Genomic DNA, 18,780 nt, shown 5'->3' with positions numbered 1-18,780 from the left:
ATGCTCACCAACCTTGTTGCTATCTTGCGTCAGGCTGAGTTAATCAGCGCAACGCAAGAACAAGCGGTGGTTATACAGGTTAGCGCTTCGGGGACTTCGGTGCCCGAAGCGCTGCTTGGTTTAGGGATTTTTCACGCCCAAGAACTGACTGAACAACTGAGCCATATTTTCGGCTTGCCGGAAACCGATCTTAGCCGCTACGACTACGCCCCCCTGTGCCAACAGCTCGGGCTGCGTGAACTGATTACCCGCTACGATGCACTGCCGATTGCCAAGCAAGGCACTTTATTACTGCTCGCCGTCTCAGACCCGACCTTACTGCAAGCCGAAGAAGAGTTTCGCTTTGCCACTGGGCTACAAGTTGAACTGGCACTGGCCGATCACCGCGCGCTGCAAGCCGCGATTCGCCGTTTGTATGGCCGCTCGATTCAAGGCGCCGCCAATCAAGGCAAAGAGATCAGCCAAGATGAGCTCGCCAACCTGGTTAAAGTCGGCGATGACGAGCTGCAATCGATCGAAGATCTCAGCCAAGATGAGTCCCCCGTCAGTCGCTTTATCAACCAAGTGCTGCTCGATGCGGTGCGTAAAGGTGCCTCGGATATTCATTTTGAGCCTTATGAAAGCCAGTATCGGATCCGCCTGCGCTGCGATGGGATCTTGGTGGAAACTCAGCAACCCGCCAGCCATTTAAGCCGCCGTTTAGCCGCGCGGATTAAAATTCTCTCCAAATTAGATATTGCCGAGCGCCGCTTGCCGCAAGATGGGCGAATTAAACTGCGCCTGAGCCGCGATACCGCGATTGATATGCGCGTTTCCACGCTTCCCACTTTATGGGGTGAAAAAATCGTTCTGCGTCTGCTCGATAGTAGCGCCGCCAATCTGGATATTGATAAGCTCGGTTATAACCCGCAGCAAAAACAGCTCTACCTCAATGCTCTTAAAAGACCGCAAGGAATGATCTTGATGACCGGCCCCACCGGCAGCGGTAAAACCGTTTCGCTCTATACAGGGCTGCGCATTCTCAACACGTCACAGATCAATATCTCCACTGCGGAAGATCCGGTAGAAATTAACCTCTCTGGGATTAACCAAGTGCAAGTGCAGCCGAAAATCGGCTTTGGCTTTGCCGAAGCGCTACGCTCGTTTCTGCGCCAAGACCCTGATGTGGTGATGGTCGGCGAAATACGCGATCTGGAAACCGCCGAAATCGCGGTAAAAGCCGCGCAAACCGGCCACTTGGTGCTTTCCACCCTCCACACCAACTCGGCCGCTGAAACCGTGATTCGTTTGGCCAATATGGGGGTGGAGCCGTTTAACCTCGCGTCATCACTCAGTTTAATCATCGCCCAACGCCTCGCGCGCCGCCTATGTAAACATTGCAAAATCTCGGTGCGCCCTTCCGCCCTATTGCAAAGCCAATTTGCGTTTCAGCCCAATGAAATCTTGTATGAAGCCAATGCGGCGGGGTGTAACGAGTGTACGGGCGGCTATTCAGGGCGCGTTGGGATCTATGAAGTGATGGCGTTTAATACCGAGCTGGCAGAAGCCATTATGCAACGTGCCACCATTCACCAAATTGAACGTTTAGCTAAAACCAATGGCATGCAAAGCTTGCAAGAATCCGGCTTAGAAAAACTACGTGAGGGCATCACCAGCTTTGCCGAGCTACAACGTGTGCTCTATTTTTAACCGTTTCATTTTTTATACCTTGTAACTCTACCCATGACATGGCGAGCCGAAACATGAAAGCAACCAAACATGTAGCCTTAAAAAACTATCGCTGGAGAGGCATCAACAGCAACGGCAAAAAAGTGTCGGGCCAAATGCTTGCCTTAAACGAATTGGAGGTTCGCGATAAGCTCAAAGAGCAGCATATCCAAATCAAAAAACTCAAGAAAGGCAGCGTTTCTCTCCTCTCTCGCATTACCCATCGTGTCAAAACGAAAGACATCACAATTCTCACCCGCCAATTAGCCACCATGCTGACCACGGGCGTACCCATTGTGCAAGCCCTCAAACTGGTGGGCGATAATCATCGCAAAGCTGAAATGAAATCGATCTTGGCACAAATCACCAAAGGCGTTGAAGCAGGCACGCCGCTTTCTAAGGCGATGCGCACTGCCAGCGCCCATTTTGATACCTTGTATGTCGACTTAGTGGAAACTGGAGAGATGTCCGGTAACCTACCTGAAGTGTTTGAACGTTTGGCCACCTATCGCGAGAAAAGCGAACAGCTACGCGCCAAAGTGATCAAAGCTCTCATCTACCCGAGTATGGTGGTGTTGGTGGCTCTTGGGGTTTCCTACTTGATGTTGACCATGGTGATCCCAGAGTTTGAAAGCATGTTTAAAGGCTTTGGCGCCGAGCTGCCTTGGTTTACACAGCAAGTGCTGAAACTCTCACACTGGGTGCAGGCTTATAGTTTATGGGTGTTGATCGCTCTCGGTGCAGCACTGTTTGGACTAAAAACCCTGCGCAAAAACTCGTTACAGATCCGATTAAAAACCAGTCGCTTGGGGCTGAAATTTCCGATTATTGGCAATGTGCTCGCTAAAGCGTCCATCGCCAAATTCAGCCGCACGCTTGCCACCAGCTTTGCAGCGGGGATTCCGATCCTCGCCAGTTTAAAAACCACTGCCAAAACTTCCGGCAATGTGCACTTTGAAACTGCGATTAATGAAGTACATCGTGATACTGCCGCCGGTATGCCGATGTACATTGCCATGCGCAATACCGAAGCTTTCCCTGAGATGGTGCTGCAAATGGTGATGATCGGTGAAGAGTCTGGGCAATTAGATGACATGCTCAACAAGGTGGCGACCATCTATGAATTTGAAGTCGATAACACGGTCGATAACTTGGGCAAGATTCTTGAACCACTGATCATCGTCTTTCTTGGGACAGTCGTGGGTGGCTTGGTAGTAGCGATGTACTTACCTATCTTTAACTTAATGAGTGTATTGGGTTAGTATGGCGACAAACGGCGTGCCCATTGAGCGCGCCCTCATTTCGCTTAGAGCAAGAGAATGGAACTGTTTTACTTCTACCCTTGGCTGTTTCCGGTGCTCGCCACGCTGTTTGGCTTGATTGTCGGCAGCTTTCTCAATGTGGTGATCTATCGCTTACCCAAAATCATGGAGCGTGAATGGCGCGCCGAATGTGCGGCAAGTTTTCCTGAATATGGCATCACGCCACCAGAGGGTAAACTGACCCTCAGTTTGCCGCGTTCCACTTGCCCACACTGCCAAACACCGATTCGAGTGATTGATAATATTCCGGTAGTCAGTTGGCTGGCGCTGCGCGGCAAATGCTCACACTGTAAAGCGCCGATCAGCGCTCGCTACCCCTTCATTGAGCTACTTACTGCCCTCATGAGCTTGGTGATTGCCACTCACTTTCCATTCGGTGTATTTGCCGTGGCGCTGCTGTTTTTCAGCTATGTGTTGATTGCGGCAACCTTCATCGACTTCGATACCCTGTTGCTGCCCGACCAATTAACATTACCCTTAATGTGGGGCGGTATTGCGCTGGCACTGCTTGGCTTTTCTCCCGTTTCACTGAGTGATGCGGTGATCGGAGCCATGGTGGGTTATCTCTCGCTGTGGTCGATTTATTGGCTATTTAAACTGCTGACTGGCAAAGAAGGCATGGGCTATGGCGATTTCAAATTGCTCGCCGCACTCGGCGCTTGGCTGGGTTGGCAGCAGTTGCCAGTCATCGTGCTGCTCTCATCCGTAGTCGGGGTTATTTTCGGTTTAATCCAACTGCGCCAGCAGAAAAAAGGTATCGATATGGCCTTTCCGTTTGGCCCTTATCTCGCCATCGCCGGATGGTTTGCCTTACTGTGGGGCGATAAGGTAATTGATTGGTACTTCACCGTTTGGGTAGGACAACCGCTATGAGTTTTGTTGTGGCATTGACCGGTGGCATCGCCAGTGGCAAAACCACGGTCGCTAATCTGTTTCATGCTCAGTTTGGCATTGATCTGGTCGATGCCGATGTGATCGCGCGTGAAGTGGTTGAACCGGAAACCGAAGGATTAAAAGCGATTGCTGCCCATTTTGGGCAAACCATCTTGCACCCTGATGGCTCACTCAATCGCGCCGTGCTGCGTGAACGCATCTTTGCCAAACCTGATGAGAAAGCATGGATCAACCAGCTACTGCATCCGATGATCCGCCAACGAATGCAACATGCGCTAACCCAAACCATATCACCTTACAGCCTGCTGATTGTGCCACTGTTAGTGGAAAACCAACTGCAGGGTATGGCCGATCGCGTGTTAGTGGTCGATGTCGATGAACAAGTACAAATTGAGCGCACCATGGCGCGCGATAATGTTTCACGCGAACAAGCGCTAGCCATCCTTGCTGCGCAAGCCTCACGCGCACAACGTTTGGCGATTGCTGATGATGTGCTCAAAAATGACGCAGAAAACCAGAAACTTTTGCCTCAAATCACACTATTGCACCAAAAGTATCTAGCCATGAGCGGGCAAAATTTGTGAGAATAAGTGCAAAGAATCCAAGGCTAGCTCAATGACCACGCACCAGTTTGAACACCCTCTCAATGAAAAGACACGTATCTACTTGCGTGTGGAAGCGCTGCTTAACCAGATGGAGCGATCCTCCACTTTCAGTGATGGGATTCAACATCAACTTTTCTTTCGCTCGTTGTTCGATATGCTCGACATCTTTGAGCAAATCCAACTCAAAAGCGAACTGGCGAAAGATATGGAAAAACAACGCTTAACCTATCGCAGTTGGCTTAACGTCGAAGGGGTCGACCAAGAGATGCTTAAATCTCTATTAGCCGAGGTGGATGAAGTTCACCGCGATCTGATGAGTGCCGAGCGTTTTGGTCAATCACTCAAAGAGGATCGCTTTTTGAGTGCGATTCGACAACGTTTTAATCTACCCGGCGGATCCTGCTGTTTTGATCTGCCTGCGCTGCATTACTGGCTGCATTTGCCGCTTGAACGCAAAATGCATGATGCCCAGCAATGGATGCAAACTCTCACGCCACTTTCCAATGCGCTAAAACTGTGGCTTAAATTGACCCGTGAAACCGGCCACTACCGCTCACGCATGGCGAGCAACGGTTTCTACCAAAGCGATGCGGAAGATGCCAACATCCTGCGCCTTGCGATTCCGCTCGAATACGGCGTGTACCCGATGATTTCTGGACATAAAAACCGTTTTGCCATCAAATTTATCGACTTTCACAACGGGCAAGCCTGCACTCAAGATATCGCCTTTGATTTGGCGGTGTGCTGCTAAAACTCGCAACCTTTTCTCGAAACGACTTTTTGCGAAACAATGTTGCGAACCGAAAATACATTCTCAGCTTGGCTTTGATGAAGAGTATCCCCACACAACTTGGCGTTGCGGGTTGGAAGAGGATAAGCCATTGCTGTTTTTCAATAGGACTGCGTTATGACCGAAAAACTCACTATCGTAAAATGCCCACAATGTGGCACTGACGTGGAATGGGGTGAACAGAGCCCACACCGCCCATTTTGTAGCAAACAGTGTCAGATGATTGATTTTGGTGAGTGGGCAGATGAAGAAAAAGCCATTCCCGGCGCGCCTGATATGTCCGACAGCGATGGTTGGTTAGAAGATCAGTATTAGTTCGCAGGTTTGAGAGTAAAGCAAGAGGAGCCAAATGGCTCCTCTTGTTTATTCTTCTTCGTTGTTATCGGTGCTGTTCGGCTCAGCTGAGCTTTCAATCTCAATCGCGGTCACACGCTGTAAACCACGAGGCAGCAAGCCACCACGGCGGCCACGCTCACCACGGAAGTTATCCAGATCACTCACCTTCAAGCCCAGTTTGCGTTTGCCCGCATACAGGGTAATTGAGGCACCTTGTGGTAGTACCATCAAATTGGACAGAACTTCCTCACGGGTTTTCGCTTTCGCCGCAGGAATGTTGATGATCTTGTTACCTTTACCTTTGCTCAATTGCGGCAGATCCTTAATCGGGAACAGCAACATACGCCCTTGGTTGGTAATGGCTAAAATCTCATCTTTATCCAGATCGGCAATCACTTGTGGGGTCATCACTTCCGAGTTTTCCGGCAAGTTGATCAACGCTTTACCACTGCGGTTTTTCGACAGCAGATCATCGCCTTTACACACAAAGCCGTAGCCGGCATCTGAACCCACCAGCCAGAGCTGATCTTCTTCACCCATGACAACCTGACGAATCGTGGTGCCTTCGGCCACATTCAAGCGTCCGGTAATCGGCTCACCTTGACCACGTGCTGATGGCAGCGTGTGCGATTCGAGCGAGTAACTACGGCCATCGCTGCCCAAGAACACCGCTTGCTGATTGCTCTTACCACAGGCATGGGTGAGATAGTTATCGCCTGCTTTGTAGTTCAGGCTTTGGCAATCCACATCATGGCCCTTGGCATGGCGGATCCAACCTTTTTCGGACAGCACCACAGTGATCGCTTCGCTTGGCATAAGGTCACGCTCGGTCAATGCTTTGGCTTCTTCGCGTTCGACCAGTGGTGAGCGGCGATCATCGCCAAACTTGTCGGCATCCGCTTTGATCTCTTTTTTGAGCAGATTATTGAGACGACGTTCAGAGCCGAGTAGCTCTTCCAGTTTTTTGCGCTCTTTTTCCAGCTCATCTTGCTCACCGCGGATCTTCATCTCTTCCAGTTTCGCCAAGTGGCGTAACTTGGTATCTAAGATCGCGTCAGCTTGAATATCGGTCAGATCGAAACGCGCCATCAGCACCGCTTTCGGGTCGTCTTCGTTGCGGATGATCTCAATCACTTCATCAAGGTTGAGATAAGCGATCAGCAAACCTTGCAAAACGTGCAAGCGAGCCAGCACTTTATCGAGGCGGTATTGCAAACGTGAGCGAACCGTTTCACGACGGAAGCTGATCCACTCACTCAGAATTTGCACTAAACCTTTAACCTGAGGACGATTGTCGAGACCAATCATGTTCAGGTTAACGCGGAAACTTTTTTCCAGATCCGTTGAAGCGAACAAATGGTTCATCAGCAGATCGCAATCGACTCGATTTGAGCGCGGCACGATCACGATACGCGTTGGGTTTTCATGATCCGATTCATCGCGCAAGTCTTCCACCATCGGCAGTTTCTTGGCGCGCATTTGCGCGGCGATCTGCTCCAGCAACTTCGCACCAGAGACTTGATGCGGCAGCGCAGTGATCACGATGTCCGAACCTTCTTTGCACCACACGGCACGCATTCTTACGCTGCCACGACCCGAACGGTAGATCTTCTCTAGCTCAACCGTTGGAGTGATGATTTCTGCTTCGGTCGGGAAATCTGGGCCTTTGACGTATTGCATTAAATCGGTCAGCGGCGCGTTAGGATTATCGATGAGGTGAATCGTCGCCTCCGCCACTTCACGCACATTGTGCGGTGGAATGTCGGTCGCCATACCGACCGCGATGCCGGTGACACCATTGAGCAGAATGTGCGGTAGGCGCGCAGGCAACATTTTCGGCTCTTGCATGGTGCCGTCAAAGTTTGGTTGCCAATCCACCGTGCCTTGGCCTAATTCACTGAGTAGAATCTCGGCAAACTTTGACAATTTGGCTTCGGTATAACGCATGGCCGCGAACGATTTTGGATCGTCCGGCGCACCCCAGTTGCCTTGACCATCCACCAACGGATAGCGATAGGAGAATGGCTGCGCCATCAACACCATGGCTTCGTAACAGGCCGAATCACCATGCGGATGGTATTTACCCAGTACGTCACCCACGGTACGTGCTGATTTTTTGTATTTGGCCGATGCCGAAAGCCCAAGCTCGGACATCGCGTAGATGATGCGTCGTTGAACCGGTTTTAAGCCATCGCCAATGTAGGGCAACGCACGGTCCATGATGACGTACATCGAATAGTTGAGATAAGCGTCTTCGGTAAACTTGCGCAGCGGCAGCTGTTCAACGCCATCAAAGCTGATTTCTGTAGACATTCGTTACACCTCTGCCATATCGCCGTTGCGTTGCAGCCAAGTACGGCGATCATCCGCACGTTTTTTACCTAGCAACATATCCATCATCTCGTCGGTCGCTTCTGCATCATCAATGGTCAATTGCACCAAGCGGCGAGTGTTGGGATCCATCGTGGTTTCACGCAGTTGCAGCGGGTTCATTTCACCCAGACCTTTAAAGCGTTGCACGTTCACTTTGGCTTTTTTCTGGCTCAGGCGCTCTAACACGCCCTCTTTTTCCTGATCATCGAGTGCGTAGAACACCTCTTTACCACAGTCGATGCGGTAGAGCGGCGGCATGGCAACATAGACGTGACCGGCTTTCACCAACGCTCGGAAATGGCGAGTAAATAGGGCACACAGCAAGGTCGCGATGTGCAGACCATCCGAGTCCGCATCGGCAAGAATACAGACTTTGCCGTAGCGCAGTGCTTCGAGGTTGTCGTTATCGGGATCTATGCCCAATGCGACCGAGATGTCGTGTACTTCTTGTGAAGCCAGTACCTGATCGGCAGAAACTTCCCACGTATTGAGGATTTTCCCGCGCAGCGGCATTACCGCTTGGAATTCACGATCCCGCGCTTGTTTTGCCGAGCCGCCCGCAGAATCCCCTTCCACCAGGAAGAGTTCAGTGCGGTTAAGGTCTTGCACTGTACAGTCAGTCAATTTACCTGGTAAGGCAGGGCCTGAAGCGATCTTCTTGCGCACCACTTTCTTGCTGGCACGCATTCGGCTGTGCGCGTTGGCAATACAAACTTCGGCTAACTGCTCTGCCAATTGTGGTTTTTCGTTAAGCCACAAGCTGAACGCATCTTTCACCACGCCGGAAACAAACGCCGCCGATTGGCGTGAAGAGAGGCGCTCTTTGGTTTGGCCTGCAAATTGCGGATCTTGCATCTTGATCGACAGTACATAAGCACAGCGGTCAAACACATCTTCGCCTGTCAATTTCACCCCGCGTGGCAGCAGATTGCGGAACTCACAAAACTCGCGCATCGCATCCAGCAAGCCTTGGCGTAAGCCGTTGACATGGGTACCGCCTTGCGCGGTTGGGATCAGGTTAACGTAGCTTTCGGTGATCAATTCGCCACCTTCGGGTAGCCAAATCACCGCCCACGTTGCTGCTTCGGTTTGCGCGGTAAATTCGCCCGTAAACGGCTCCTCCGGCAGTAAGGTATAACCTTTCACCCCTTCGGCCAGATAGTCTTTTAGACCATCTTCGTACAACCAGCGGTGCTCGTTGTTGTTGACCTTATCGGTAAAGATGATTTCTAAACCGGGGCAAAGTACCGCCTTGGCGCGCAAGTTATTCACTAGACGCGATACGGAGAAATTCGGTGAGTCGAAGTATTTGGTATCTGGCCAGAAATGGACGCTAGTACCGGTATTGCGACGGCCACACGTGCCAGTGACGGCCAGTTCAGTCACTTTATCGCCATGTTCAAAGGCAATTTCATACACTTGACCATCACGGCGCACGGCGACTTCTACCCGTTTGGAGAGCGCATTCACCACCGAAATCCCCACCCCGTGTAAGCCACCGGAGAATTGGTAGTTTTTGTTGGAGAACTTACCACCAGCGTGCAGTTTGCACATAATCAGCTCCACCCCAGAGACTTTTTCTTCAGGGTGAATGTCCACCGGCATACCTCGCCCGTCATCAATCACTTCGAGTGATTGATCGGCATGGAGAATTACCTGAATTTTCGAGGCGTATCCGGCCAGCGCTTCATCGACGGAGTTGTCGATCACTTCTTGCCCAAGGTGATTGGGACGCGTGGTGTCGGTATACATTCCCGGTCTGCGACGCACTGGTTCTAAGCCATTGAGTACCTCAATGGCGCCAGCATTATATTGTTCAGTCATAATACGGAATGCTTTATTTGCTCATGATTGGTAACTTTATCAGCGCTGTGTGAAAACCCGTTTTTTTGTGTATGAATTGTGCGAAAAATCGCATTAATTTGGGGTTGTTCATTCAAGTCAACCCAAGCTGAGTATTCAGGCAAAGCGCATGAGTTGATCACGCGGCAAGCCACTCAGTCACTGGGAACCTTCACGCTAAAGTCTAAGGGGAACATAGTCTGGAAGCAGCCCTCTGATGTCAAGGGCACAGCGCAAGTATCAAGTAAATTTATGAAGCTTTGCGCAGCAAAACGCAGATTGACTCCGCAAACAGTAAAGTCGGCGATCCATTAAAGGCTGAGAAATTCAATGATCCGTTCTGGATAACGCTCAAAATCGACAAAACTGTGGTCACCGCCCTCTTCCACCGTCAGCTTGGCGGCTCGGTACTTGTCCACCGCTTGCCGGTAATCGAGCACTTCATCGCCTTTTTGCTGCAGTAACCAAAAATCGCTTGGCTGTTTCAGCACTGGCGTATCGAGCGCTTTCAACTCATCAATATGACACGCTTCGAGCACGTAGTGTTCTTTCGTATAAGGATTGATTTGCTCACCAAGGAAATCGGCTAATAGTTCGTAAGGTTTTACGGCAGGGTTGATCAGTACCGCGCGAAAGCCAAATTGGGCATTTAACCAAGTGGAAAGATAACCGCCTAACGAGCTGCCCACCAGCCCGATGCGATATTCCTCGCTATATTGCTCCACGACAGACAACAGATGCTGCGCCGCTTGCGCTGGAAAGCTCGGTAATTTGGGTACCACGACTTTGATATCAGGCCTGTGCTGTTGGCAATACTGCTGCATCACTTGTGCTTTGTGCGACAAAGGTGAGCTATTAAAGCCATGAATGTAAAGCAGCAATGCAGGGCGAGTCGTCATATCAGTATCCGTTCGAGTTAAAGTCAGGTAAAAAGCGGCCTTGTTTGAGTCGTTTCACTTGAGTGCTTACCTGACCATCGGCATGCAAAGTCAACTCACGCCAGCCGGGTGAACAGTTGTCTAACGCAAAGTCTTGCGAATTGGGCTTAAACTGCACGCAGGTGGATGGGGTTGCCATCACACGAGCACCAAGATGAAGGCGATCCATATCCTGATGCACATGGCCACACACAATGGCTTTGACATTGCTATGCTTGGCGACGACATCCCAAAAACGCTCGCTCTCTTTGAGTGTGTGTTGATCAAGCCAAGCGCTTCCAACCAAGAGCGGATGATGGTGCAGCAGCACTAAGGTGTGACGGTCTGGATATTCGGTCAGCTTATGATCCAGCAGTTGTAACTGCTGCTCACTCAGTTTGCCGTGAGGAACGCCAACCACTTGCGAATCGAGTAACACCACTTGCCAATACTCCCCCAGCAACAAATGTTCAACGGCTTGAATTTGCTGAGTGGGCAGTACGCTGTGCATACTCGGTTTGTAATCATGATTACCAGGCAGCCAATAACACGCTTTTTGTAGCGGCTGAATACCGCGCACAAAGCGTTGATAAGACTCGGGTGTGTGGTCTTGCGAAATATCACCGGTGGCGAGAATGGCATCAAATTCGACCTGCTCTTCACCAATGGCCGCAACCACAGCGGCAAAACTGTCAGCCGTATTCACGCTGAGCAAGCTCCCATCTTCAGCAGCGAACAAATGGGTGTCCGTGATCTGAATAAGCTTGACGGATGAATCCTCTGATTGAGACGACACTTTCAAAATCGGTAAACCTAACTCTGTAATTTATTGTGATAGGGAGATCGGGCTACGGCTAATGCCATGCTTAAGGCAAAAAGTCAGCCAATCACCTAAAAAACGATTCAGTTGTACTTTTTCGTCGGGTTGCACCATGTTTTCGTTCGGATATTCATAACGCGGTAGCACTCGCCCTAATTGTTCACTGGCGCAAACCTCGGCCACGCGAGCATCGTGGTACAGCCTGACAGACATAGTTGGCAATGGAAATACTGACAAGTCATCACTTTGACAAATCTCCAACAAAGTTGTGTACTTTGTGACCTCTAGCACTTCCAGTTGATAAGTCATTTGAGCAGCTTGATAACAACGCACATCACCGACCTCCGGCTGCACAGGCAACAGAGCATTCAGTTTGGCGTAGTTGGTCTCATAAACCCGCATTAATTCAGGTAGATCAACATGATAAGGTTTTCTTGCTGTCAATTGACTCATCACTTATTACTGCCATTGCTGTTGTAATGGCTGATAATTCAGCTCCAACCACTGTAAGGCGATGATTGAAGCACCATTTTCAATTCGTCCCTGCAAAACTAATTGGTAGGCATCCTGACGGCTCATTACATGCACTTTGATGTCCTCTCCTTCACAGTCTAAACCATGAAGACCACCTGCTTGTGAACAATCGACCTCACCAATAAAAACATCCAGCTTTTCAGAACATCCACCAGAAGAAGGATAGTAAGACGTGATTTTCTCAATCCGCCCTACAGTCAGCCCCGCTTCTTCCATCGCCTCACGACGCACGACTTGTTCAGAGCTCTCTTCGGTATCAATGACCCCTGCAACAATTTCCAGTTGCCAAGGCTGTTCATGTTCTAAAGCTCCCACGCGGATCTGCTCAATGATCACCACTTGGTCACGGATAGGATCGTACGGCAGCATGGCAGCGGCATGACCACGCTCAAACATCTCTCGCTCGATCGGCTCACTCCAGCCTCCCGCAAAGCGTTTATGCTTGAAGCGATACTTAATCATGCGGAAGAAACCTTTAAAGAGTGTCTCTTTGTTAAGGATTTCGACATCTTTCTTATTAAAAGAGACTGGCTGCTGATTCGCGTCTTGCATTCGTACCTCCTATATAGAGAATTTTATAGTTTACTCGCGGAATTTACCGACCACCAAGTGGTGACTCAACTTTTTATATAAAATTTATTTTATTTTTTAAGTGGGTCATAAATTTTATTGCACAAGTGGATAGTTAAGTGTAAAAAAGTGCAAAGTTTCGGGTGAATTACCACCAATTTGAGTTAAACTCTTGAGGAATAAATCCTTTCACATCACGTCAGGAATAGGACCGATGAAAAAACTGCTTCCATTATTTGTTAGTGCTGCGCTAGGCACACTAAGCTCTGCCGTTTGGGCGGAAAACCTGGCAGAGATTTATAACCAAGCGAAAGAAAATGATCCCCAGTTACTTAGTGTAGCGGCTCAACGTGATGCTGCGTTTGAAGCGGTAACCTCTAGCCGTAGTGCCCTTTTACCACAAATTAATCTGACGGCTGGTTACAATATCAACCGCAGTGATCAAGACCCACGCGAAAGTGATCTTCTCTCTGCCGGCATCAGCTTTTCACAAGAACTGTACCAACGTTCTAGCTGGGTAAGCTTAGATACAGCTGAGAAAAAAGCCCGCCAAGCAGATTCTCAGTATGCTGCGGCGCAACAAGGCTTAATCTTACGTGTGGCACAGGCTTATTTTGAAGTGCTACGCGCTCAAGATAACCTAGAGTTTGTGCGTGCAGAAAAAGCCGCAGTGGGTCGTCAACTTGAGCAAACCAAGCAACGCTTTGAAGTCGGTTTGTCAGCGATTACCGACGTGCATGATGCACAAGCACAATATGATGGTGTATTGGCTGATGAAGTGTTGGCGGAAAACAGTTTGACCAACAGCTACGAAACCCTACGTGAAATCACTGGCCAAGAATATTCTAAGCTAGCGGTGTTAGACACCAAGCGTTTTGCGGCAAGTCGTACTACTGACTCAACAGAAGCACTGATCGAGAAAGCCCAGCAGCAAAACCTGTCACTATTGTCGGCTCGTATCAGCCAAGACGTGGCGCGCGACAATATCTCGCTTGCCAGCTCTGGTCATCTGCCTTCACTGACTTTGGATGGCGGCTATAACTATGGCAATAACAGCAATGACAATGCCAAAGGTACCTCAGGTGAAGAATACAACGATTTCAAAATCGGTGTGAATCTGTCGGTTCCTTTGTACACCGGTGGTAACACAACTTCACAGACCAAGCAGGCTGAATTTGCTTATGTGGCTGCGAGCCAAGATCTGGAAGCCGCTTACCGTTCAGTAGTTAAAGATGTACGTGCGTACAACAACAACATTAACGCTTCAATTGGTGCACTGCGTGCCTACGAACAAGCGGTGATTTCAGCGAAGTCTGCACTGGAAGCCACCGAAGCGGGTTTTGATGTCGGTACACGTACCATTGTTGATGTGCTCGATGCGACACGTCGTCTGTACGATGCCAACAAAAATCTCTCGAATGCTCGCTATAACTACATTCTGAGTGTGCTGCAACTGCGTCAAGCAATTGGTACTCTGAGTGAGCAAGACGTTATGGATATCAATGCTGGCCTAAAAGTCGCGAAAAAATAACTCGCTATGAGCATGAAATAGACCAGAAAAATAAAGGGGCCGTTTGGCCCCTTTTGCTATTGGTTTATTCACGTAAGTGATAAACGGCGCGTAATTGGTGGCGCAGTATTAACCGCGGCCACCTTTGATCGCTTCGATAATTTCGGTGGTTGAGCAGCCTTCTTCAAAGTTCAACACTTTGACTTCACCACCCGCGGCAATCACTTCTTGCCCGCCCGCAATTTCTTCTGGTTTGTAATCGCCACCTTTAACCAATAAATCTGGTAAAACGGCTGCGATCAAACGTTGTGGTGTATCTTCACCAAAGGGTACCACCCAGTCCACAGCGCCAAGACCTGCCAATACCGCCATACGACGATCGGTACTGTTCACAGGACGGCCTGGACCTTTGAGGCGTTTTACCGATTCATCCGTGTTAACGGCAACAATCAGGCGATCGCCCAGTTCTGCCGCATGGTTAAGATAGGAAACATGGCCGGCATGCAAGATGTCAAAACAGCCGTTAGTCATGACAACTTTTTCGCCACGAGCTTGCGCTTTCTTCACCGCTTCAATCAACGCATCTTCGCCAATCACACCAAAATCAGTATCTCTGCTACCATGTACCGCTTCCGCCAATTCAATGGTAGAAACGGTCGAGGTACCTAGTTTACCAACGACCACACCCGCAGCAGCATTGGCTAATGCACAAGCTTCATCCAACGGTTTACCCGCTGCAACAGAAGCCGCTAGAACGGAAATCACCGTATCGCCCGCGCCTGTTACGTCATACACTTCTTTGGCTTGAGTAGGCAAGTGGAAAGGTTCCAGTCCACGGCGCAACAGTGTCATACCGTGCTCACTGCGAGTCACCAGTAATGCACCGAGATCGAACTTTTCAATCAGAGCAAAGCCTTTTTCAACCAGCTCTTGCTCAGATTTGACTTTACCGACTACCGCTTCAAATTCAGACATATTTGGCGTAAGCAGCGATGCACCACGATAGCGTTCAAAATCGCTGCCTTTGGGATCGATAAACACAGGTACACCTGCCGCATTGGCTTTTTGAATGAATTGCTGTACGTGCTCTAGCGCACCTTTGGCATAATCAGACAAGATCACCGCACGAACGTTAGACAAGGCACTTTCCATGCGCGATAGGATCAACTGCGCATCGGTGTTTTCAAACTTATCTTCGAAATCCAGACGGATCAGTTGTTGACCACGGCTAAGCACACGCAGTTTAGTGATGGTTGGGTAATTCGGCAGCGCCACAAAATCACAATGAACCTTCAGTGAAGTCAGCTTATCGGTTAACACACTCGCCGGTTCATCTTGCCCAGTCAGGCCAATGATATGTGCATGGCCTCCTAAAGAGGCAATGTTCATCGCAACGTTAGCAGCACCACCGGGACGCTCTTCACTCTGCTCTACTTTTACTACTGGCACAGGGGCTTCTGGTGAGATACGGCCTGTCGGACCATACCAGTAACGATCAAGCATCACATCACCGACAATTAACACACCTGCTTTGCTGTAGTCAGGTAGGACTGGTTTCATTCTCAATCTCCAATAATCCGATTGGGGCGGAGTTTATCACAGCCGCCTAGGCGGCAGAAGTGCTCAACTGAGCCACTGCTGCCAAGCTTGTATCACTTGTTCACGTTCAAGTACAAATTGGGAATCACGCACATCCGCCGATTGATTAAGTAGGTTACGACGATGAATTTGGTCGCGCATGCTGGTATACGCATGGGTCAATCCCAAGGCTTGTGATTCCTCCATCACTTGATGATTCATCAAGGATTCAAAAATGCGCACATTATCTGACCAACGGGTCAGCTTAGGTTGTTGATGACTAAAGCGTAAGACCAGATATTGCGCTAAAAATTCAATATCGGTAATCCCCCCTTCATCTTGCTTGAGCATAAAACGCCCAGCTTTTTTGCCGCCGAGGTGATCGCGCATTTTGATCCGCATATCGACCACCTCTTGTTTGAGTTTTTGTTCCTCACGCGGCAAACAGAGAATCTCATGACGTATCGTTGCAAAGGCTTGTTGCAGAGGCTCATCCCCATAAATCATGCGGGCACGAACCAGTGCTTGGTGCTCCCATGTCCACGCTTCTTTGTGCTGATATTCATCAAAGGCATCCGTTGGACTCACCAGCAGGCCGGAAGCTCCGGAGGGACGCAATCGGGTATCGACTTCATACAAAATGCCAGATGCGGTACGGGTAGAGAAAATATGGATGATGCGCTGCGCTAAACGCAGATAGAACTGGCGGCCATCAATACTTTTCTCGCCATCGGTGTTCACTTCAACTGGGCAGTCGTGGATAAAGACGATGTCGAGATCGGAGTTATACCCCAGCTCCCAGCCGCCGACTTTGCCATAGCCCACCACAGCAAAGCCTTTGCCATCACGATCTTTAAGATGGGTCGGCTCGCCATATTTACTGCTCACTTGTAACCACGCTTGGCTAATCACCGCCTCGACAATCGCCTCGGCAAGGTAAGTTAAGTGATCACTGACTTTCATGATTGGCAATGCACCCGCAATATCAGCCGCAGCAATCCGCAGAATTGAGATCTGCTTAAACTGGCGCAGCCCTTCCATCTGCTGCTCCATATCGTCTTCCGGAATACGCGCGAGGAAATCACGCAGCTCCGTTTTATAGGATTCCAGCGGGATCGGGTTATACAGATGCTGCGGATCAATCAACTCATCGAGCAAGATCGGATAGCGAGCCAATTGCTCAGAAATCATCGGGCTGGCGGTACACAAGCGCACTAGCTGCACCAAGGCGGCAGGGTGTTCATCAAGTAGTTCAAGGTAAGTGGTACGCGTGGCAATGCTATGTAGCAACGCCAACACGCGAGAAACACCAAACTCCGCTTCTGGGTGAGCAAAGATCGCTTGATAGACTTTGGGCATCAGTCGGTTAAGCACCTCACGCCCACGCGGGCCAATCGTGCGTTTAGCGAGATCCTCTTTAAATTGGGTGATCGTTCGGATCTGCTCTGCACCATCAAGCAAACCAAGATCTTGTTGGATAATGTGTTCAATGACCTCGGGCTTATGTGCCATATCCCACAATTCATGGAAATGGCGAGCCACCGCTTGCTCTTCATCCTCATCTTCTTCGCCAATCAAGGTCGCAAACACGTTATGCACACGCTGCATTTGCTCGCTCACTTGGTGTTGCAAGCTCGGCCAGTCAGCCAATTCCATCGCTACCGCGAGGCGCAACTGATCATCTTCTTTATCGGGCAGTGTTTGGGTTTGCTTATCCGCCATCGCTTGCAATAAGTTTTCCAAACGACGTAAAAAGCGGTAGGCATCACGCAGATCTTGCACTTGTTCGCGCGTTAGCAGCTCAAGCTCCGCAATCGCATCGAGTGTTTCTAGCAAGCCGCGTTTACGCAAGCTCGGCTCACGTCCACCACGAATCAATTGAAACACTTGCGCGATAAATTCCACTTCACGAATACCACCCGCTCCGAGCTTGATGTTGTTGCTCAGACCACGGCGACGCACTTCGCTGCTGATCATCGATTTCATCCGGCGTAGGGATTGAATCGCGCTGAAGTCGATGTAGCGGCGAAATACGAACGGACGCAGCATCTGGCGCAGTTCTTGGTATTGCGGGTACATTTCCCGCCCCATCACCCGCGCTTTGATCATCGCGTAGCGTTCCCAATCTCTCCCCTGCTCTTGATAATAATCCTCCAACGCCGCATAGCTCATCGCGAGTGGGCCGCTATCGCCAAATGGGCGCAAGCGCATATCGACTCGGTAACAAAACCCCTCGGGGGTGGATTGATCAAGTAACTTGATCAAACGCTGCCCTAAGCGCGTGAAAAATTGCGCATTGGCAATCGAGCGGCGCGCGCCTTGCGTCTCGCCATTCTCGGGATAAGTGAAAATCAAATCGATATCGGAAGAGAAGTTGAGCTCGCCACCACCGAGTTTGCCCATTCCAATGATCAGCATCGGTTGAGCTTCACCTTGCGCATTGCATGGTGTGCCCATTTCAAGGCAACAGCGTTGATAAAGCCATTGGTAGCTTTCAAAAATCAGTGCTTCTGCTAACTGAGAAAGATGAGACAGGCTCTCTTCAAGTGTCCAACTTGCACAGAAATCACGCCACGCGATATAGACCATTTCTTGGTTGCGAAATTGGCGTAAACGTTTTTGTGCTGCAGTTTCATCCTGACACTCGGTTAACCATTGGGCGAGCTCTTTACGATAGTCCTGCTCACGGCTTGGCTGGGCCAATAACGTGGGGAGCACCTGACACAAATGCTCATCACGCTGTAAAGTTTGTGCCACAAATTGACTCAGACCGAGCACATAATGCAATTGACTCAATAAAGTCGAAGGCCAATTCGCGACTTGCGGATGATCAGAAATCAATGATTGATAATGCAACTCGGCGGTAGGCAAAAGCGCGCTGGGCAGTGACATGATGCTTCCTTGTCTTTGAATGTTCACTAGTTATATCGCAAACTCAGGCTTAAAAAAAACGCCCACAGAACAGTTGTGGGCGTTTTACTC

Annotated in this window: 15 protein-coding genes; 7 read left to right on the top strand and 8 right to left on the bottom strand. The window is 49.8% G+C overall.

Features of this window, described 5'->3' with window-relative positions:
* The 6 genes from pilB to yacG all read left to right on the top strand — a co-directional run bounded on the left by pilB (position 1) and on the right by yacG (position 5,633).
* Positions 1 to 1,689, top strand: a complete 1,689-nt coding sequence (gene pilB / locus EPB59_RS01445) for a type IV-A pilus assembly ATPase PilB (RefSeq protein WP_154171385.1) — start codon at positions 1 to 3, stop codon at positions 1,687 to 1,689.
* 53 nt (positions 1,690 to 1,742) lie between these two features.
* On the top strand, positions 1,743 to 2,969 hold the full coding sequence (locus EPB59_RS01440) for a type II secretion system F family protein (protein WP_055051503.1): 1,227 nt from the start codon (positions 1,743 to 1,745) through the stop codon (positions 2,967 to 2,969).
* Positions 2,970 to 3,026: 57 nt separating this feature from the next.
* Positions 3,027 to 3,902, top strand: coding sequence for a prepilin peptidase (locus tag EPB59_RS01435; protein WP_154171384.1), 876 nt, complete (start codon positions 3,027 to 3,029; stop codon positions 3,900 to 3,902).
* The gene (gene coaE, locus EPB59_RS01430; protein WP_195707027.1) at positions 3,899 to 4,507 is read left to right on the top strand and encodes a dephospho-CoA kinase; all 609 of its coding nucleotides are present in this window, start codon (positions 3,899 to 3,901) and stop codon (positions 4,505 to 4,507) included. Before EPB59_RS01435 ends, coaE begins: the two co-directional genes overlap by 4 nt.
* A 31-nt stretch (positions 4,508 to 4,538) precedes the next feature.
* Positions 4,539 to 5,279 (top strand): cell division protein ZapD, encoded by a 741-nt coding sequence (gene zapD, locus EPB59_RS01425; RefSeq protein WP_154171382.1) that lies wholly within the window; start codon positions 4,539 to 4,541, stop codon positions 5,277 to 5,279.
* A 156-nt stretch (positions 5,280 to 5,435) separates the two neighbouring features.
* Positions 5,436 to 5,633 carry a DNA gyrase inhibitor YacG gene (gene yacG / locus EPB59_RS01420; RefSeq protein ID WP_154171381.1) on the top strand — a complete coding sequence of 66 codons (198 nt, stop codon included), beginning with the start codon at positions 5,436 to 5,438 and terminating at the stop codon, positions 5,631 to 5,633.
* Positions 5,634 to 5,681: 48 nt separating this feature from the next.
* On the opposite strand, the gene parC is transcribed toward yacG, so the two are convergent.
* The 6 genes from parC to nudF all read right to left on the bottom strand — a co-directional run bounded on the left by parC (position 5,682) and on the right by nudF (position 12,692).
* Positions 5,682 to 7,967: a DNA topoisomerase IV subunit A gene (gene parC / locus EPB59_RS01415; RefSeq protein ID WP_154171380.1), complete on the bottom strand. Its 2,286-nt coding sequence runs from the start codon at positions 7,965 to 7,967 to the stop codon at positions 5,682 to 5,684.
* Between the two features lie 3 nt (positions 7,968 to 7,970).
* Positions 7,971 to 9,851, bottom strand: coding sequence for a DNA topoisomerase IV subunit B (gene parE, locus EPB59_RS01410; RefSeq protein ID WP_055051508.1), 1,881 nt, complete (start codon positions 9,849 to 9,851; stop codon positions 7,971 to 7,973).
* 329 nt (positions 9,852 to 10,180) lie between these two features.
* Positions 10,181 to 10,768 (bottom strand): esterase YqiA, encoded by a 588-nt coding sequence (yqiA, locus tag EPB59_RS01405; RefSeq protein ID WP_055051510.1) that lies wholly within the window; start codon positions 10,766 to 10,768, stop codon positions 10,181 to 10,183.
* Position 10,769: 1 nt separating this feature from the next.
* Positions 10,770 to 11,525, bottom strand: coding sequence for a 3',5'-cyclic-AMP phosphodiesterase (cpdA, locus tag EPB59_RS01400; RefSeq protein ID WP_233420231.1), 756 nt, complete (start codon positions 11,523 to 11,525; stop codon positions 10,770 to 10,772).
* A gap of 87 nt (positions 11,526 to 11,612) precedes the next feature.
* Positions 11,613 to 12,059, bottom strand: a complete 447-nt coding sequence (locus EPB59_RS01395) for a DUF1249 family protein (RefSeq protein ID WP_055051512.1) — start codon at positions 12,057 to 12,059, stop codon at positions 11,613 to 11,615.
* Positions 12,060 to 12,065: 6 nt separating this feature from the next.
* A complete protein-coding gene (gene nudF, locus EPB59_RS01390; RefSeq protein ID WP_154171379.1) occupies positions 12,066 to 12,692 on the bottom strand; it encodes an ADP-ribose diphosphatase in 627 nt (208 codons plus the stop codon).
* 232 nt (positions 12,693 to 12,924) lie between these two features.
* Between nudF and tolC the strand changes: the two genes are divergently transcribed.
* Complete coding sequence (gene tolC / locus EPB59_RS01385; protein WP_055051514.1) at positions 12,925 to 14,241, top strand: outer membrane channel protein TolC; 1,317 nt, start codon at positions 12,925 to 12,927, stop codon at positions 14,239 to 14,241.
* A 108-nt stretch (positions 14,242 to 14,349) separates the two neighbouring features.
* On the opposite strand, the gene hldE is transcribed toward tolC, so the two are convergent.
* Together hldE and glnE are read right to left on the bottom strand one after the other, a co-directional pair.
* Positions 14,350 to 15,780 (bottom strand): bifunctional D-glycero-beta-D-manno-heptose-7-phosphate kinase/D-glycero-beta-D-manno-heptose 1-phosphate adenylyltransferase HldE, encoded by a 1,431-nt coding sequence (gene hldE / locus EPB59_RS01380; protein ID WP_055051515.1) that lies wholly within the window; start codon positions 15,778 to 15,780, stop codon positions 14,350 to 14,352.
* Between the two features lie 63 nt (positions 15,781 to 15,843).
* Complete coding sequence (glnE, locus tag EPB59_RS01375) at positions 15,844 to 18,690, bottom strand: bifunctional [glutamate--ammonia ligase]-adenylyl-L-tyrosine phosphorylase/[glutamate--ammonia-ligase] adenylyltransferase (protein ID WP_154171378.1); 2,847 nt, start codon at positions 18,688 to 18,690, stop codon at positions 15,844 to 15,846.
* Positions 18,691 to 18,780 lie beyond the last annotated feature (90 nt).

Origin of the sequence: Vibrio metoecus, from assembly GCF_009665255.1 — a bacterium.
Classification (GTDB): Bacteria; Pseudomonadota; Gammaproteobacteria; order Enterobacterales; family Vibrionaceae; genus Vibrio; species Vibrio metoecus_B.
This window is presented reverse-complemented; position numbering and strand designations above follow the sequence as displayed.

What these genes read in the sequence shown, in the direction of transcription:
- pilB (WP_154171385.1), top strand. Translation starts at nt 1, where the DNA reads ATGCTCACCAACCTTGTTGCTATCTTGCGTCAGGCTGAGTTAATCAGC.
- EPB59_RS01440 (WP_055051503.1), top strand. Translation starts at nt 1,743, where the DNA reads ATGAAAGCAACCAAACATGTAGCCTTAAAAAACTATCGCTGGAGAGGC.
- EPB59_RS01435 (WP_154171384.1), top strand. Translation starts at nt 3,027, where the DNA reads ATGGAACTGTTTTACTTCTACCCTTGGCTGTTTCCGGTGCTCGCCACG.
- coaE (WP_195707027.1), top strand. Translation starts at nt 3,899, where the DNA reads ATGAGTTTTGTTGTGGCATTGACCGGTGGCATCGCCAGTGGCAAAACC.
- zapD (WP_154171382.1), top strand. Translation starts at nt 4,539, where the DNA reads ATGACCACGCACCAGTTTGAACACCCTCTCAATGAAAAGACACGTATC.
- yacG (WP_154171381.1), top strand. Translation starts at nt 5,436, where the DNA reads ATGACCGAAAAACTCACTATCGTAAAATGCCCACAATGTGGCACTGAC.
- parC (WP_154171380.1), bottom strand. Translation starts at nt 7,967, where the DNA reads ATGTCTACAGAAATCAGCTTTGATGGCGTTGAACAGCTGCCGCTGCGC.
- parE (WP_055051508.1), bottom strand. Translation starts at nt 9,851, where the DNA reads ATGACTGAACAATATAATGCTGGCGCCATTGAGGTACTCAATGGCTTA.
- yqiA (WP_055051510.1), bottom strand. Translation starts at nt 10,768, where the DNA reads ATGACGACTCGCCCTGCATTGCTGCTTTACATTCATGGCTTTAATAGC.
- EPB59_RS01395 (WP_055051512.1), bottom strand. Translation starts at nt 12,059, where the DNA reads ATGAGTCAATTGACAGCAAGAAAACCTTATCATGTTGATCTACCTGAA.
- nudF (WP_154171379.1), bottom strand. Translation starts at nt 12,692, where the DNA reads ATGCAAGACGCGAATCAGCAGCCAGTCTCTTTTAATAAGAAAGATGTC.
- tolC (WP_055051514.1), top strand. Translation starts at nt 12,925, where the DNA reads ATGAAAAAACTGCTTCCATTATTTGTTAGTGCTGCGCTAGGCACACTA.
- hldE (WP_055051515.1), bottom strand. Translation starts at nt 15,780, where the DNA reads ATGAAACCAGTCCTACCTGACTACAGCAAAGCAGGTGTGTTAATTGTC.
- glnE (WP_154171378.1), bottom strand. Translation starts at nt 18,690, where the DNA reads ATGTCACTGCCCAGCGCGCTTTTGCCTACCGCCGAGTTGCATTATCAA.